Annotated in this window: 11 protein-coding genes; 8 read left to right on the forward strand and 3 right to left on the reverse strand. The window is 65.2% G+C overall.

What is annotated here, in order from left to right; genetic code table 11:
* Positions 1–79 precede the first annotated feature (79 nt).
* The 8 genes from ccmI (at position 80) to K1177_RS02535 (ending at position 10842) form a co-directional block, all read left to right on the forward strand.
* A complete protein-coding gene (ccmI, locus tag K1177_RS02500) occupies positions 80–1180 on the forward strand; it encodes a c-type cytochrome biogenesis protein CcmI (RefSeq protein ID WP_224701746.1) in 1101 nt (366 codons plus the stop codon).
* Complete coding sequence (ccmE, locus tag K1177_RS02505) at positions 1177–1650, forward strand: cytochrome c maturation protein CcmE (protein WP_224701747.1); 474 nt, start codon at positions 1177–1179, stop codon at positions 1648–1650. The genes ccmI and ccmE overlap by 4 nt, the downstream gene beginning before the upstream one ends.
* Entirely contained in the window at positions 1647–3620 is a 1974-nt protein-coding gene (locus K1177_RS02510; RefSeq protein WP_224701748.1) for a heme lyase CcmF/NrfE family subunit, read from the forward strand. The genes ccmE and K1177_RS02510 overlap by 4 nt, the downstream gene beginning before the upstream one ends.
* Positions 3617–4075: a cytochrome c-type biogenesis protein gene (locus K1177_RS02515; protein WP_224701749.1), complete on the forward strand. Its 459-nt coding sequence runs from the start codon at positions 3617–3619 to the stop codon at positions 4073–4075. Before K1177_RS02510 ends, K1177_RS02515 begins: the two co-directional genes overlap by 4 nt.
* 147 nt (positions 4076–4222) lie before the next feature.
* On the forward strand, positions 4223–5749 hold the full coding sequence (locus K1177_RS02520) for a Do family serine endopeptidase (RefSeq protein WP_224701750.1): 1527 nt from the start codon (positions 4223–4225) through the stop codon (positions 5747–5749).
* Between the two features lie 62 nt (positions 5750–5811).
* Positions 5812–6483 carry a winged helix-turn-helix domain-containing protein gene (locus tag K1177_RS02525; protein WP_224701751.1) on the forward strand — a complete coding sequence of 224 codons (672 nt, stop codon included), beginning with the start codon at positions 5812–5814 and terminating at the stop codon, positions 6481–6483.
* A 4-nt stretch (positions 6484–6487) separates the two neighbouring features.
* Positions 6488–7909: a HAMP domain-containing sensor histidine kinase gene (locus K1177_RS02530; protein ID WP_224701752.1), complete on the forward strand. Its 1422-nt coding sequence runs from the start codon at positions 6488–6490 to the stop codon at positions 7907–7909.
* 50 nt (positions 7910–7959) lie between these two features.
* Complete coding sequence (locus K1177_RS02535; protein ID WP_224701753.1) at positions 7960–10842, forward strand: bifunctional [glutamine synthetase] adenylyltransferase/[glutamine synthetase]-adenylyl-L-tyrosine phosphorylase; 2883 nt, start codon at positions 7960–7962, stop codon at positions 10840–10842.
* Positions 10843–10848: 6 nt separating this feature from the next.
* Here the strand turns inward: K1177_RS02535 and K1177_RS02540 are convergent, their stop codons facing one another.
* The 3 genes from K1177_RS02540 to pepN all read right to left on the reverse strand — a co-directional run bounded on the left by K1177_RS02540 (position 10849) and on the right by pepN (position 15485).
* Entirely contained in the window at positions 10849–11022 is a 174-nt protein-coding gene (locus K1177_RS02540; protein WP_224701754.1) for a hypothetical protein, read from the reverse strand.
* Positions 11019–12512, reverse strand: coding sequence for a sensor histidine kinase (locus tag K1177_RS02545; protein WP_224701755.1), 1494 nt, complete (start codon positions 12510–12512; stop codon positions 11019–11021). The genes K1177_RS02540 and K1177_RS02545 overlap by 4 nt, the downstream gene beginning before the upstream one ends.
* A gap of 330 nt (positions 12513–12842) precedes the next feature.
* The gene (gene pepN, locus K1177_RS02550) at positions 12843–15485 is read right to left on the reverse strand and encodes an aminopeptidase N (protein WP_224701756.1); all 2643 of its coding nucleotides are present in this window, start codon (positions 15483–15485) and stop codon (positions 12843–12845) included.
* Between the last annotated feature and the right edge of the window lie 213 nt (positions 15486–15698).

Here is a 15698-nt window from a genome sequence, read left to right on the forward strand (position 1 = left end):
TGTTTTTGTGGTTTTTCCCGGCAAGGCGCTTATACAGTGATCCGCAAAGCCGCATGCCGGCGTCAAGCATTGTTGGCCCATGATCTTCTGGTTGATTGCCATAGCCGTTACTGCCATTGCCTGCGTTGCACTTTTTTACGCAGCCGGGCCGCGGGTGGTCAACGCGGCAGCGCCGGAATCGGTCGCTGCCAACAGTCATTTTCGGCTGGTGCTGGCCGGCATAGATGCCGATGTCGCTGCCGGAAAGCTGGGGGAAAGCGAAGCCGAAGCCGCGCGCGGCGAGCTGGCCCGCGAGATCCTGCGCCACAAGGCCGACGCCGACAAGGCCAAACCGGCCGCCGAGTTGGGACGGATGCCCCTGCTGGTCGGCCTGTTCGCCATCTCGGCGCTGAGCTTTGGCCTCTATGGCTATCTGGGCCGACCCGACATGCCCAGCGCGCCGCTGGCCGAACGCGCCGACGTGGCCGTCCAGTCGATCGATCTCGACAGCGCCATCGCAAGCATTGAAAAGGCCCTGGCTGCCAAGCCCGACGACCTGCGGGGCTGGACAGTGATTGCTCCGGCCTATCTCGAAATGGGCCGCTATGCCGATGCCGCCAATGCCTATCGCAAGGCGATCGAGCTGGGCGGTGCGACGCCCGACCTGCAGACCAGCCTCGCCGAAGCGCTGCTGTTTGACTCGCGCGAGACTGGCTCGCCCGAGGCCATGGATCTGCTGCGCGCCGCGTCTGCCAGCGACCCCACTCACGTCCGCTCGCGGCTCTACCTGGCCGCCGAACTGACGCGCCAGGGCGATTATCCCGCCGCAATCGCTGCCTGGACCGATGTGCTGGCCCTGTCCAAGGGCGATGAGACCTGGTTGCCCGCGGCCCAGCAGGGCCTTGCCGTGGCGCAGAACAACGGCGTGCCGCCGGCCGGCAATGGTGTGCCAACATCGGGTGCGGAAGCCGAGATGATCGGACAGATGGTGTCGGGTCTTGCCGCGCGCCTCGATGCCCAGGGTGGTAGCATCGCGGAATGGACGCAGCTGGTCCGCGCCTATCTGGTGCTCGGCGACAAGGACAAGGCGCAGGCGGCCTTCGACAGCGCCGTTGCCGCTTATCCCCAGGCCTTTGATCGCGGCGATCTCGACACGCTGGCGCTGGGCGCCGGCCTCACCATCAAGGGAGCAACGCCATGACCATCAGCGAAACGGCCCGCAGGAAGGGTTGGAGCCGCAAGCAGAAGCGCCTCGCGGTGATTGCCGGTCTGGCGGTGGTGTTGGCGCTGGCGACGACGCTGGTGCTGGTGGCGCTGCGCGATCAGATCGTTTTCTTCTATGCGCCATCCGACATTGCCGCCCGCAACGTGCCCGCGGGCCAGCCTATCCGGCTGGGCGGGCTCGTCGAGGCGGACAGCTGGGTGCGTGACGGACAGAACAACACCTTTGTGGTGACCGACAACGCCACGACAGTCACCGTGCACTACGTCGGCCTGCTGCCGGACCTGTTCAGGGAAGGGCAGGGCGTGGTTGCCGAAGGCGCGATGGACCCCGACGGCGGCTTCACGGCCACCAATGTGCTGGCCAAGCATGACGAGAACTACATTCCCAAGGAAGTCGTCGATGCCCTCAAGGCCAATGGCGAATGGCGGGAGCCGACCAGCAAGTGAGCATTGAACTCGGACATTTCGCCCTGATCCTGGCCTTCGCCATAGCCTCGGCTGCGGCCGTGGGCGGCTATCTGTTCTGGCGCAGCGGCCAGCGCATCGCCATGGTGCTGAGCCAGGCGGCGATCCTGCAGTTCGTGCTGGTGCTGGTGGCGTTCCTGGCGCTGATCCAGGCCTTCGTCACATCCGATTTCTCGCTGCTTCTGGCGGTCAACAATTCGCATTCGCTCAAGCCGCTGATCTACAAGATCTCCGGCGTCTGGGGGAACCACGAAGGCTCGATGGTGCTGTGGATCTCCATCCTGGTGACTTTCGGCGCCATGGTCGCCGCCTTTGGTCGCCGGCTGCCCAATGACCTGCTGACGCTGGTGCTGGCAACGCAGAGCCTGCTGACCGCGGCCTTTGCCGGGTTCACCATTTTCACATCAAACCCGTTCCTGCGCATTTCTCCCGCGCCGCTGGAGGGCAATGACCTCAACCCGGTGTTGCAGGACATTGGCCTGGCCATCCATCCGCCACTGCTCTACGCCGGCTATGTTGGCTTTTCGATCTGTTTCTCCTTCGCCATCGCGGCGCTGATTTCGGGCCGTATCGACCAGGCCTGGGCGCGCTGGGTGCGGCCCTGGACGATGCTGAGCTGGGTCTTTTTGACCCTGGGCATCGCCATGGGCTCCTACTGGGCCTATTACGAGCTTGGCTGGGGCGGCTGGTGGTTCTGGGATCCGGTGGAAAACGCCAGCTTCATGCCCTGGCTCTCGGGCACGGCGCTGCTGCATTCGGCGCTGGTGATGGAAAAGCGCAATGCGCTCAAGATCTGGACGGTGTTCCTGTCCATCATCACCTTCTCCCTGTCGCTGCTGGGCACCTTCATGGTGCGCTCCGGCATCCTGACCTCGGTGCACACCTTTGCCAGCGATCCCACGCGCGGCCTCGTCATCCTGACGCTATTGGCGCTGGTGATCGGCGGCGCCTTTTTCCTCTTCGCCATGCGGGCCTCATCGCTCCGCCAGGGCGGGTTGTTCGCGCCGGTGAGCCGCGAAGGGGCGCTGATCCTCAACAACCTGTTCCTCGCCACTGCCGTGGGCGCCGTGCTGGTCGGCACGCTCTATCCGCTGCTGCTCGACGCCCTGGTGGGCACCTCCATTTCGGTCGGCGCGCCTTTCTTCAACCTCACCTTCGGGGCGCTGATGGCGCCGCTGCTGCTGGTGCTGCCCTTTGGCCCCATGCTGGCCTGGAAACGTGCCGACATCGTCGCGGCCGCCCAGCGCCTGATGGGCGCAGCCGCGCTGACGCTGTTCGTCACCATCCTGATCTCGGCGCTGGGCGGTGTGTCGATCTCTCTGGCGCCGCTGGGCCTGTTGCTCGGCTTCTGGGTTGCCTTTGGCGCGATCGCCGAACTGGTTGACCGCAGCAAGCTCGGCCGCATTCCACTGGGGGAAAGCCTGCGCCGCCTGGTCGGCCTGCCGCGCACGGCCTGGTCGACCGCCATTGCCCACTTCGGCCTCGGCGTCACCGTCCTGGGCATCGTGGCCACGACCTCCTGGCAGACCGAGCTGGTGACAACGCTCAACCCTGGCGAAAGCGCTGAACTCTCCGGCTACACCGTCGCCTTTGACAGCTTCGGCAAGCAGGCGGGCCCCAACTATATGGCTGACGAGGCGAGCTTCACTATCACGGCACCTGGCGGCAGCACGCGCCAGACCATGGCGGACCGCCGCGTCTATGTGGCCAATGGCATGCCCACCACCGAAGCGGCCATCGAGACCTATGGCTTCTCCCAGCTTTACCTCCAGCTCGGCGAACCGCTCGACGACACCCATGTGGTGCGCATCTGGTACAAGCCCTATGTCACCCTGATCTGGCTGGGTGCGCTGCTGATGGCGCTGGCTGGCGTCGTTTCGCTCACCGATCGCCGCGTGCGTGTCGGTGCGCCGCGTCGGGCAGCCAAGCTGGCCGCCGGAGTGGCGCCATGACGGCGTTCAGGGCGCTGCGTGCGGCCGTGCTGGCGCTGGGCCTGCTGCTGAGCAGCGGCGCCCTTGCCGTGAGTCCCGATGAAGTGCTGCCTGATCCCGCGCTCGAAGCGCGGGCCCGGGCGATTTCCGCCGGGCTGCGCTGCCTGGTCTGCCAGAACCAGTCCATTGACGACAGCGATGCAGACCTCGCCCGCGACCTGCGCCTGCTGGTGCGCGAGCGCCTGGTGGCGGGGGACAGCGACGAACAGGTGCGTCAGTTCCTGGTGGATCGCTATGGCGAGTTCGTGCTGCTCAATCCGCGCCTCAACGATCACACATTGGTGTTGTGGATCGCTGCACCGGCGCTGCTGGGCGGTGGCCTGCTGACGCTCTTCCTGGTCAGCCGCCGCCGGCGGACGGCCACTCCGGCGCCGCTGAGCGCCGAGGAACAGGCCGCGCTCGACGAGCTGCGATAGGCGCATCCTTGCTGCGGTCAAGGCGCCGCCGCAATCCTGCCGCCAACATTGCCAAAGCTTAATGTGGGCGCAACCTCTTCGAAAGATCGCATGGTCCATACCTGTCGGCACAAGCTGTTGAGGGCTTGCCGAAGGAGAATAATCTAGATGCGCTCGTCCATTATCAAGCGTACCAGCCGCTGGCTCGGTGCATCAGCCCTGGCGCTGATGGTCGGTATCGGTGGCGTGTCCACCGCCTATGTTATTACCGGTCAGGCGGCCAATGCGCAGGTGCAGAACGCCGCGCAGATCATCGTGCCCGATGCTGCCGCGCCCCATGCCGGATTTGCGGACCTGGTGGCGGCGGTCAAGCCGGCCGTGGTCTCGATCCTGGTCGAAGCCGAGGAAAGCGCGCAGCGGGTGCAGCGCGGTCCGAACGGTCAGTTCGACTTCAACTTCCCCGACCTGCCCGATGGTCATCCCTTCAAGGACTTCTTCAACCAGTTCGGCCAGGGCGGTGGCGGTGGTCAGGCCCCTGCGCCCCGCCACTACATGGCTGCCGGCTCGGGCTTCGTGATCTCCGGTGACGGCTATGTCGTGACCAACAATCACGTGGTCGAAGACGCCACCAAGGTGACGGTCGTGTTCGACGACGGCACCGAAAAGGTCGCAACCATTGTCGGCACCGACAAGCGCACCGACCTGGCGGTCCTCAAGATCGATGGCACCGACCTGCCGTTCGTCAGCTTCGAAGATGAGCCCAGCCGCATCGGCGATTGGGTCGTGGCCGTGGGTAATCCCTTTGGCCTGGGCGGCACCGTGACCGTCGGCGTCATCTCGGGTTCGGGCCGCAACATCGGTGGCTCCAACTATGGCGACTTCCTGCAGATCGACGCGGCCGTGAACACCGGCAACTCGGGTGGCCCGGCCTTCAACACCAAGGGCCAGGTCGTTGGCGTCAATACCGCCATCTATTCGCCCAACGGCGGCAATGTCGGCATCGCCTTCGCCATCCCGGCCTCCACGGTCAAGACCATCGTGCAGCAGCTGATCGACAGCGGCTCGGTGACCCGTGGCTATCTGGGCGTGTCCATCCAGGACGTCACCCGTGACATCGCCGACGGCGTTGGCCTGACCGCAGCCAAGGGCGCCATCGTGCGCGAACCGGTTGCCGATGGCCCGGCCGAGAAGGCCGGCATCAAGTCCGGTGACATCATCACCGCCGTTGACGGCGACCAGATCGATGACGCGCTCGACCTCAGCCGCACCATCGCCGGCAAGAAGCCCGACTCCACCGTCGAGCTGACCATCTGGCGCGACGGCGCCGAGACCAAGCTCTCGGTCAAGCTGCAGGTGCTCAATGAAGCCGCTGCCGATGCTGCCGACCAGAACCAGGACAAGCCGGTTCCGCCCGCACCGCTCCCCAGCAAGTCCAGCGTCGGCCTGACGCTTGTGCCCAATGGTGACGGCAATGGCGGCCTGCTGATCCAGGACGTGGATCCGGAATCGCCGGCTGCGCAGAAGGGCTTTGCGGTGGGTGATGCGATCCTTGAGGTCAACAACACCCCGGTCGCCACCCTCGACGAGTTCGAGGCGGCCATTGACGCGGTCAAGGCCAAGGGCCTGAATACCGCGCTCATCAAGGCCAGCCGCGATGGCGAAGCCCGCTTTGTCGGCCTGCCGCTGAGCAAGTAATAATCATGACCCCGGGGCCTGTGGTCCCGGGGTCAATCCGTTCAACAGCCGGGAGCATCGTGGTGAAGATATTGCTGATCGAGGATGATCGGGAGGCCGCGAGCTATCTGATGCAGGCCCTGGATGAGGCCGGGCATATCACCCATCACGCCGCTGACGGCGAAACCGGCTACGCCATGGCCTCGGGCATGGACTATGACGTGCTGATCGTGGATCGCATGCTGCCCCGCCGCGATGGTCTGTCGATCGTGGAATCGCTGCGCGCCGAGGACGACAAGACGCCCGTGCTGATCCTGTCCGCTTTGGGCGAGGTCGATGACCGGGTCACCGGCCTGCGCGCCGGCGGCGATGACTATCTCACCAAGCCCTATGCCTTTACCGAACTCTTGGCCCGTGTTGAAGTGCTGGCGCGTCGCTCGAGCCCCACTGAGGCCGCCACCAGCTACGCCGTGGCCGGGCTCACCCTTGACCGTCTCTCGCGCAAGGTCGAGCGCGATGGCGAGACCATCCTGCTGCAGCCGCGCGAATTCCGCCTGCTCGAATATCTGATGAAGAATGCCGGCAAGGTGGTGACCCGCACCATGCTGCTCGAGAACGTCTGGGACTATCATTTCGATCCGCAGACCAATGTCATCGACGTGCACATGTCCCGCCTGCGCTCCAAGATCGACAAGGGCCACGCCACCCCGCTGCTGCATACCGTGCGCGGCGCCGGCTACATGATCCGCGAGTAGCCCCTTGAGCCGCTTTACCCAGCTGCTGCGCACATCCACGGTCAGGCTGACGGCGACGTTCATCCTGATCTTCTCGCTGTTTGCCATCCTGCTGCTGGCCTTCATCGGCTGGCAATCGAGCGTGTCCATCCAGCGCCAGCAGGCCAACGACATCGACCGCGAGGTGCAGGTGCTGCAGCGGCTTGACGCCAACCAGGGCATCCGCGCCGTGGCCATCGCGGTGCAGCGGGTCTCGCGCGCCCCGGGGCCGGGGGTCTATTATCTCGGCGATGCCGCCGGCCAGTTCCTCCTGGGCAATGTCACGGACGTACCCCCCGAGGTGCTGCGCGAGCCGGGCACCTATAGCTTCAACTATGAGCGGGCCGACAGCCTGGCCGACACGGTCGACGCCATCGAGGGCAAGCCGGATCGGCCCAGCAAGGCCGGCTATGCCGTGGTGCGCTCTGTGGCGCTGAGCAATGGCATGCGGCTGATCGTGGGGCGCGATGTCGTCGAGCGGCGCGGCTTCTCGGCCATTATCGTGCAGAGCTTCCTGTTCGGCGTGCTGGGCATCGTGCTGTTTTCGGTGATTGCCGGTGGCATCACCGCGCGCCGCGTGCTGCGTCGCATCGACACCATCCGCGACACCTCCACCAAGATCATGTCGGGTAATCTGAGCGAACGCGTGCCGGTGACCAAGCGCAATGACGAGTTCGACGGCCTGGCCACCAACCTCAACGCCATGCTCGACCGCATCGAACAATTGCTGCAGGGGCTCAAGGAGGTCACCGACAATGTGGCCCATGATCTCAAGACGCCGCTGACCCGGCTGCGCAACCAGGCCGAGTCGGCACTGCGCGATGGTGCATCGGACGAAAGCCGCAAGCAGGCACTGGCCACCACCATTGCCGAGAGCGACCGGCTGATCCAGACATTCAATGCCCTGCTGATGATCGCCCGCGTCGAAGCCGGCGCGCCGTCGGGCGCCCTGACCGAGATCGACGTCAGCGCCGTCGTTGCAGATTTGGCCGAGCTATATGGCCCCGTTGCCGAGGATGAGGGCATTGCGGTCACCACCGATATTGCGCCCGGCGTGCATCTGCGCGCCAACCGCGAGCTGATTGGCCAGGCCATGGTCAACCTGCTCGAGAACGCCGTCAAATATGCCAAGCCCGATGGGGAAGGGGAGGGCAAGATCACGGTCGGCTTGCGCCAGGACGGTGGGCGGGTGCTGATCGAGGTTTCTGACAATGGCCCGGGCATTCCCGCCGAGGACCGCAAGCGCGTGCTGGAGCGTTTCGTCCGGCTCGAGAAGAGCCGTTCCGAAGCCGGTTCGGGCCTGGGTCTTTCCCTGGTCGATGCAGTGACCCGGCTGCACGGCGGCACTTTCCGCATCGAGGACAATGCTCCCGGTGTGCGGGCCGTGATCGACCTGCCAGCCGCCTGAACCATGCGAGTGGCCTTGCAGGGCCTGTGTCGCCAAGCTATCCCATTGCCATGGTCATAAAACTCAGCGCCCTGCCGAAAATCGCAACGCCGCGTGTCTCTGCCTGGCTTGCCGAACTGTCGCCCGATCAGAGCAGCGCTCTGGCTCCGGCCCTGCCGGCGCTGGGGCCATTGCTGGAGTCGGCGCCCTATCTGCTGGAATTGGCGCAGACCAATCTGGGCTGGCTGATCGAGGTGCTCGGCGACACGGCTGATGGCGCCTTCATCGACATTGTCGAGGCCGTCGACGCGGCCGGTCGCGTGGCCGCGAACGAGGCCGAACTGGCCCCGGTGCTGCGCATTGCCAAGGGGCGTACGGCCCTGCTGGCCGCCCTGTCGGAGACCGGCGGCGCCTGGACCACCGCACAGGCGACGGCAGCCCTGTCCGATCTCGCCGATGCCGCACTCGATGCCGCGCTCAACCTGTTGCTGCGCGAAGCGGCGGCCAAGGGGCAGCTGACGCTGCCACCCGGCGAGGCGACAGCAGCCAATTCCGGCCTGGCCATTTTTGCCCTGGGCAAGCATGGCGGACAGGAGCTGAACTATTCGTCCGACATCGACATCGTAGCCTTCTACGACCCCGACAAGGGCGTGCTGCAGGACCCCGGCGAAGCCACCAAGATCTATTCCCGCATCGTACAGAAGCTGGTCGGGCTGATGGAGGAACGGCAGGCCTTTGGCTATGTCTTCCGCACCGACCTGCGCCTGCGGCCCGACCCGGGTTCGACGCCAGTCGCCATCTCCTTTGATGCGGCGCTGTCCTATTACGAAAGTCGCGGGCAGAACTGGGAACGGGCCGCCTGGATCAAGGCCCGCGCCTGCGCCGGGGACAAGCGCGTGGGCGAAGCCTTTCTGCGCGAGCTGGCCCCCTATGTCTGGCGCAAGCATCTCGACTTCGCGACCATCGCCGACATCCAGGCGATGAAGCGCCAGATCAACATTGCCAAGAATGTTGGCGAGATCCGCGTCGAAGGCCACAACGTCAAGCTTGGCCGCGGTGGCATCCGCGAGATCGAGTTCTTTACCCAGACCCAGCAGCTCATTGCAGGTGGTCGCGACAAGACACTGCGCGTCAAGCCGACAGCCCACGCGCTGGCGGCGCTGGCCGACGCCAACTGGATTTCTCCGCGCACCGCCACCGAACTCACGCAGACCTATTGGTATCTGCGTGCGGTGGAAAATCGCCTGCAGATGCTGCGCGATGAACAGACCCATGTCATGCCGGCCACCCCGGCCGAAGTGGCCGTGATCGGCACGCTGATGGGGGAGAGCGATCTGCGCCAGTTCGAGGCCGATTATCGCAGCGCGCTTGAGCGCGTGGCCGGCTACTACGCGGAACTGTTCACCGAAGGCGAAACGCTGGGGAGCGGCGAAGGCAACCTGGTTTTCACCGGCAGCGACGACGACCCGGGCACGCTCGAAACCCTGACCGCCATGGGCTTCTCCAATGCGTCCAAGGTCATCGAGACGGTGCGGAAGTGGCACTATGGCAGCTATCCGGCCACCCGGGCGTCTGCCGCCCGCGCCCATCTCACCGAACTGCTGCCGGCCCTGCTCAATACGCTCAGCAACGCCGGCAATGCCGATGAGGCGCTGGCCAAGTTTGACAGCTTCCTGTCGCGCCTGCCCACTGGCGTGCAGCTGTTTGCCCTGCTGCGCAACCACCCCAATCTGCGCACCCTGCTGGTGCAGATGATGGCCTCGGCGCCGCGCATGTCCGAGGCCGTGATCCACCGCGCCCATGTCATGGATGGGCTGATCGATCCGGCCTTTGCCAATGACGTGACCCGCCGTGACGTGCTGGTGGCCAAGGTTGATGCCTTCCTGGCCGACGCGCGCTCCTATGAAGAGGTGATCGACCGCGCCCGCATTATCGGCCAGGAGCAGAAGTTCCTGATTGCCGCCGGCCTGCTGTCGGGCACGGTGAGCGCGCGCGGGGCAGGCGAGCAATTCTCCGCCCTCGCCGAGACCCTGCTCAACCGGCTGTTTGCCAGCGTCCGGATAGAGTTCGAGCGCCGCCATGGTGTCATCGCCGGCGGCAAGGTGGGGCTACTTGCCTTTGGCAAGATGGCCAGCCGCGAAATGACGGTGGCGTCCGATCTCGACTTCATCCTGCTCTATGACGCCCCCGACACCGAGTCCTCGGGCGAAAAGCCGCTCAACACCAGTCACTATTACACCCGCCTGACCCAGCGTCTTGTCGCTGCTGTCACCGCACCGACGGCCGAGGGCGTGCTTTACGAGGCCGACATGCGGCTGCGCCCCTCGGGCAATGCCGGGCCGCTGGCGACAAGCCTTGCCGGCTTCAAGGCCTATCACCGCGACAACGCCTGGACCTGGGAGCATCTCGCCCTCAGCCGGGCCCGCGTCGTGGTGGCCGACGACAGCTTCGGCTTCGCCATCGATGCAGCAATCACCGAGGTGATGTCCCGCCCGCGCGACGTCAACAAGACCATTGATGATGTGGTGTCCATGCGCGCCCTGATGGCGCGGGAACGCCCGGCCCGGCACAGCTTTGACCTCAAGCTGGCCAGTGGCGGACTGATCGACCTCGAGTTCATTGCGCAGTCGGCGCAACTGGTGGCAGGCAATACTATCGGCCTGCCTCAGGCGCCAACCATGGCCGTGCTGCAGCGCCTGGGTGAAACAGGGCTCGTGCCCAATGGCGTGCGGCTGGCGCAAATCCATGAGGTCTATGCCACGGTTCTGCAGGTGATGAGTTCGGCGCTGGTACATCCGCTGCGCGACGAGGCCTGGCCGGGTGCCTTCAAGGAACTGCTGGCCGGGCTGACCCATTATCCGGACTTCAGCCGCCTCGAAACCGACCTCGGCGACATGCGCAACGAAGTCAGTGCCGCAGCCACGGCCTGGTACGAGAAGGCCAGAACGCTCTAGAGGGCGTCAGCGCGCCGGGCGCGGCGGAACCGCGATGCCGCGCTCGGTCATGACGGTCAGAATGCTGTCGGGGATCGGCCGGCAGGCGCATTGCGCTGCGTGATCGAGATGCCAGGCCAGACGCTGTTCCAGCGTTGCGTGTTCGGGCATGGGGTGGGCGTCGTGCCAGTCGCGGTTCATTCTGCTGCCTGTAGGTTGATCATTGAATCCAGCGGCAGCGAGATGGCCACCGTCGTCCCCAACGCCGGGCTGGAATCGATGGCCAGTTTGCCGCCGCTCTGTTCGGCAATTGCGCGGGCGATCGAAATTCCCAGCCCCTGACCCACGCCTTCGCGGGTAAAGGTGGCGTCGCCCAGGGCAAAGGGTTGCGAGAGTGTCGCCAGGCGCTCCTCGCTCATGCCCACGCCGGTGTCGGTGATCTCGATGACCACGCCGTCGCGCGCCGCAAAGGCCGCCAGGGTGATCGAGCCGCCCTTGGGCGTGAAGCGCAGGGAATTCTCCATGATATTGCCCACCATACGCGCCAGTCCCATGCGGTCGCCGAGCACCACCGCCTGGCAGGGGGCACAGCGCACGAAGGCAATGCCCGCCCGCTGGGCCTGACCATGGAACCGGTCGAGCACGCTGTCCAGCAGATCGTCCACCACCACCGGCTCGCTGCGCAACACCTTGGCACCGCTCTCGAACTCGGCAAGGTCCAGGATCGTTGCGAAGGAGGCCAGCAGGTGTTCACCGGACTGCTTGATGGACTGCACATAATCGGCATAACGGGGGTCGCCGAGCGGTCCATAGGTCTGGTGCCGCATCATCTCGGCGAAACCGATGATATGGTTGAGCGGCGTACGAATGTCGTGGCTGAGATGGGCCAGGAAATTGGTTTTGGCGTGACTGGCCGCTTCGGCTTTGAGTTTTTCTTCGTGATAGCGGCGGGCGAGCAGGCGCTGCTCGCTCTGCACCGCCTGCAGCATGTTGTCGATCTGCTTGCGCTCAGTGATGTCGCTCACCAGGGTCATGAAGCCGCCGTCGGCCAGGGGCCGTTCGTCGATCAGCAGGCACTGGCCATCCTCGCCATGCAGTTCCAGCAGGCGCTTGTTGTCGTCTTCATTGATCAGGTTCACATAGCCGCCATTGATCAGCACCTGCAGCGTGTCACGGTAGCTGGCATGGGGCTGCGTGAGGTTGAGCCGCTGGCGGAAACTGTCGTTGCACACCACAAGCTCGCCGGTTCGTGTCCAGCAGGCGACGCCCATGGGAATGGCGGCGGTGACGGTGCGGTAGCTCTGGCGCTGCCACACGTCGGTCATCCCGCCCAGCCTACTGCGCGCCGCCACAAAGACCAGCAGCGCGGCCAGGGCAAAGGCAATCCCACCCCGCTGGGCGATGCCGATCCAGAGATTGTCAGGTTCGTTGGCCACCGAGACCGCTTCACTGACGCTGGGCTCGATCGCCGCAACCGGCTGCACCATGTCCATGCCAACGGGCGTCGCCACCAGGCCGCTGCCGAGCCACGGCGCCAGCGAACTGCCGCCCTGTGGACCCATCGCCACCGGGCTCGACTGTTCCAGCCTGGCCAGTTCGGTGCTGATGGTGGTCAGCGCGCGGTCTGTCGACATCATGGTGCTGACCGCGTCGTAGGCCACGAACAGGCTGGCGGCCAGCACGGACGTCATGGCGACGGCCAGCGTAATGGGGGAGGCTGCGAAGGGGTGCGGGCGAAGGCTGGGTCGGCTCGTGCCCGGCCCCGGTTGGGAAGCGGGTGTTTGATCCTGGTCGGCCCGGAATCCCTTGGCCCCGACGCCGGATATCTCCGCCGACCGCATGTACTTCTCCGCTATAAGTTAGGCTAGAAACGGCGACCCGATTTGCCGTTAACGAACAATGAATCAGCCCGTCAGCGGTGTCCAGAGCCCTGTCCCGCGGCATGCGGGCTGACCCGCGAAAACGCGAGTCAGCAGAATCACTTAGCGGTGAAGAAAAATTCTTCCAATCTTGGCGCCGATTTAGCTTGCCAGCATGCGCGTGAGGATATCCGCGGTGTTGCGGCTGAGGCCGCCTGTGGACTGCAGACCTTCGAGCGCAGCCTTGGCTGCCGCCCGGCGCTCGGACTCCAGCATAGGCCAGATGCGGAAGCCGGTGAGCACGCGGCTGGCGACCTGCGGATTGACCTTGTCGACCTCCGCCACGAACTCGGCGACGAAGCGGAAGCCGGCACCATCTGCCCGGGCAAACTGGGTGGGATTGCCCATGGCGAATGTTCCCACCAGCGAGCGCAGCCGATTGGGGTTGGTGCGCGGGAAGTCAGGGGCAGCCAGCACGGCACGGATGCGCTCGATGACGCCATCGGCCGGCACCGAGGCGGTGACAGCCAGCCACTTGTCCAGCACCAGCGGATTGCCGGCGGCAAAGCGCGTATGGAAATCGGCCAGCATGGCGGGTGCATCGGCGGTCCAGGCCAGGGCGCTGGCACTGAGGGCCGCCAGCCGATCGGTCATGTTGCGGGCATCGGCATATTGCTGGGCGGCCAGCGCCGGTGCGCCAGCGGCCTGGCTGGCAACCAGCAGGCCGAGCAGTCGATTGCGCAGGGCGCGGCGGCCATTGCTGGCGGCGTCGGGCACATAGGGGGCGTCGCTTGTGAGCCTGCGATAGGCCGTCAGCATCTGTAGCGCCAGCGGGGCGAAGACGGCCTGCAGCAGGGCGTCGCGCACCGCATGGATGCGGCTGGGGTCGACGTCCTTGCCAATGGCGCGGGCGATCTGCCCTTCGGCCGGCAGTGCGAGCGCCAGGGCCTTGAAGGCGTCGTCGAGCGTGTCGCTCGCCAGCGTCTCGCCAAAGGCGTCGCTGAGCGCCCGCGCTGCCTCGGCACTCCAGGGCTGGCCCTTGATGGCATCGACCGCCAGCGTCATGCCGACATCCTGCAGCGCCTGCCAGCGGTTGAACGGGTCGCTGTCGTGGCGAGCCAGGAAGAGCTGATCGTCCTGGGTGAGCGTGGTTTCCAGTGTGACAGGCGCCGAGAAGCCACGCAGCAGCGAGGGCACCGGGCGGTTCGGCACGCCGGTGAACACCACCTCGGCCTGGCCGTCACGCAGCACGATCATGTCGTCGCGCACGTCAGCGCCGCTGACGCCGGTCCAACCCATGGGGCTGCCATTGGGGCCAATGAGGCCGAATTTGATGGGCAGCTCCAGAGCCTGCTTGGTTGGCTGGCCGGGCGTGGGCAGCGTCTCCTGGCTCAGCTTGAGCGTATAGGTCTGGCTGGCAGCATCATAGCTGTCCGTCATGGTGACGCGCGGCGTGCCGGCCTGCAGATACCAGGTCTTGAACTGCTCGAGGTCCATGTCATTGGCCTCGGCAAACACGGCCAGGAAGGCCTCGATCGTGGTGGCTTCGCCGTCATGACGCTCGAAATAGAGGTCCATGCCCTTGCGGAAACCGGCTTCGCCCAGAAGCGTGGCCAGCATGCGCACGATCTCGGCGCCTTTCTCGTACACCGTGGCCGTATAGAAGTTGTTGATCTCGCGATACTGGTCCGGCCGGGCAGGGTGGGCCAGCGGGCCGCCGTCCTCGGGGAATTGCGCACTGCGCAGCGTCACCACATCGGAGATGCGCTTGACCGCGCGGCTGCGCTCGTCGCTGGTGAACTCCTGGTCGCGATAGACCGTCAGCCCCTCTTTCAGGCACAGCTGGAACCAGTCCCGGCAGGTGATGCGGTTGCCGGTCCAGTTGTGGAAATATTCATGCGCGATGACGCGCTCGATGCCTTCGTAGTCGGCATCGGTGGCGCTCTCGGGCTGGGCGAACACCAGCTTGTCGTTGAAGATGTTCAGCCCCTTGTTCTCCATGGCGCCGAAGTTGAAATCGCTCACCGCCACGATGTTGAACATGTCCAGATCATATTCGCGGCCGAAGCGGCGCTCGTCCCAGGCCATGGAGCGCTTGAGGCTGTCCATGGCCCACAGGCACTGGTCTTCCTTGCCATGGGTGCAATAGATCGCCAGGTCCACCTTGCGGCCCGAAGCCGTGGTGAAGCTGTCGCTGATATGGCCCAGGTCGCCGGCCACCAAGGCGAAGAGATAAGCCGGCTTGGGGAAGGGGTCTTCCCAGATGGCGTAGTGGCGGCCATGTCCTGCATCGCCGCTCTCGATCAGATTGCCATTGGCCAGCAGCACCGGCGCCAGATCGAGTGGTGCCGTCATGCGCACCTTGAACACGGCCAGATTGTCCGGGCGATCGAGATAATAGGTGATGCGGCGGAAGCCTTCCGGCTCGCACTGGGTGCACCAGGTGCCGCCCGAGCGATAGAGCCCCATCAGCTTGGTGTTGCCCTCAGGCTTGATGGTCACTTCCGTCTCGAGCACGAAGCGACGCAGCGGCGGCTCGATGATGGTCAGGCTGTTGGCGTCGCTGGCATAGGCCGACAGCACCAGCGGCGCGCCGTCGATGGCAATCGAATCCAGCGCCAGTTCGTCCCCATCGAGCACCAGCGGGGTGCCCGCCGCGGTGTCGGCTGCAGGCTCTACCGTCAGCAGCGCGCGCACCCGGGTGTCGGCCGCCTCGATACGGAAATCCAGATCCACCGAGACGATCTTGTACGGGCTTGGCGTATAGTCCTTGAGATAGATGGTGTGCTCGGTGTCAGTGCGCATGAATGGATCCGTTAAAACTGCGGTCTCAAAACAAATGTGGCAACGCCGCAACAGCAGACTCGGCGCTTTCGTGTAACCTACGCGGCCAGCGACCGCTTTGCTGCACTCTTCTACGCCAAATGGGACGGCATTGGGGAGAGGCAACCTGCGAGAGCTCTGCGTGCCTCCTCTGCGTCAATTGCGGGCGTATCGAGGGCGCTTCTGACATTCCCC

Origin of the sequence: Devosia aquimaris, assembly GCF_020169335.1 — a bacterium.
Taxonomy (GTDB): Bacteria; Pseudomonadota; Alphaproteobacteria; order Rhizobiales; family Devosiaceae; genus Devosia; species Devosia aquimaris.

Coding starts and splice junctions, on each gene's coding strand:
- K1177_RS02535 (WP_224701753.1), top strand. CDS start 7,960: ATGGTCATAAAACTCAGCGCCCTGCCGAAAATCGCAACGCCGCGTGTC.
- ccmI (WP_224701746.1), top strand. CDS start 80: ATGATCTTCTGGTTGATTGCCATAGCCGTTACTGCCATTGCCTGCGTT.
- K1177_RS02540 (WP_224701754.1), bottom strand. CDS start 11,022: ATGAACCGCGACTGGCACGACGCCCACCCCATGCCCGAACACGCAACG.
- K1177_RS02515 (WP_224701749.1), top strand. CDS start 3,617: ATGACGGCGTTCAGGGCGCTGCGTGCGGCCGTGCTGGCGCTGGGCCTG.
- ccmE (WP_224701747.1), top strand. CDS start 1,177: ATGACCATCAGCGAAACGGCCCGCAGGAAGGGTTGGAGCCGCAAGCAG.
- K1177_RS02520 (WP_224701750.1), top strand. CDS start 4,223: ATGCGCTCGTCCATTATCAAGCGTACCAGCCGCTGGCTCGGTGCATCA.
- pepN (WP_224701756.1), bottom strand. CDS start 15,485: ATGCGCACTGACACCGAGCACACCATCTATCTCAAGGACTATACGCCA.
- K1177_RS02545 (WP_224701755.1), bottom strand. CDS start 12,512: ATGACGTCCGTGCTGGCCGCCAGCCTGTTCGTGGCCTACGACGCGGTC.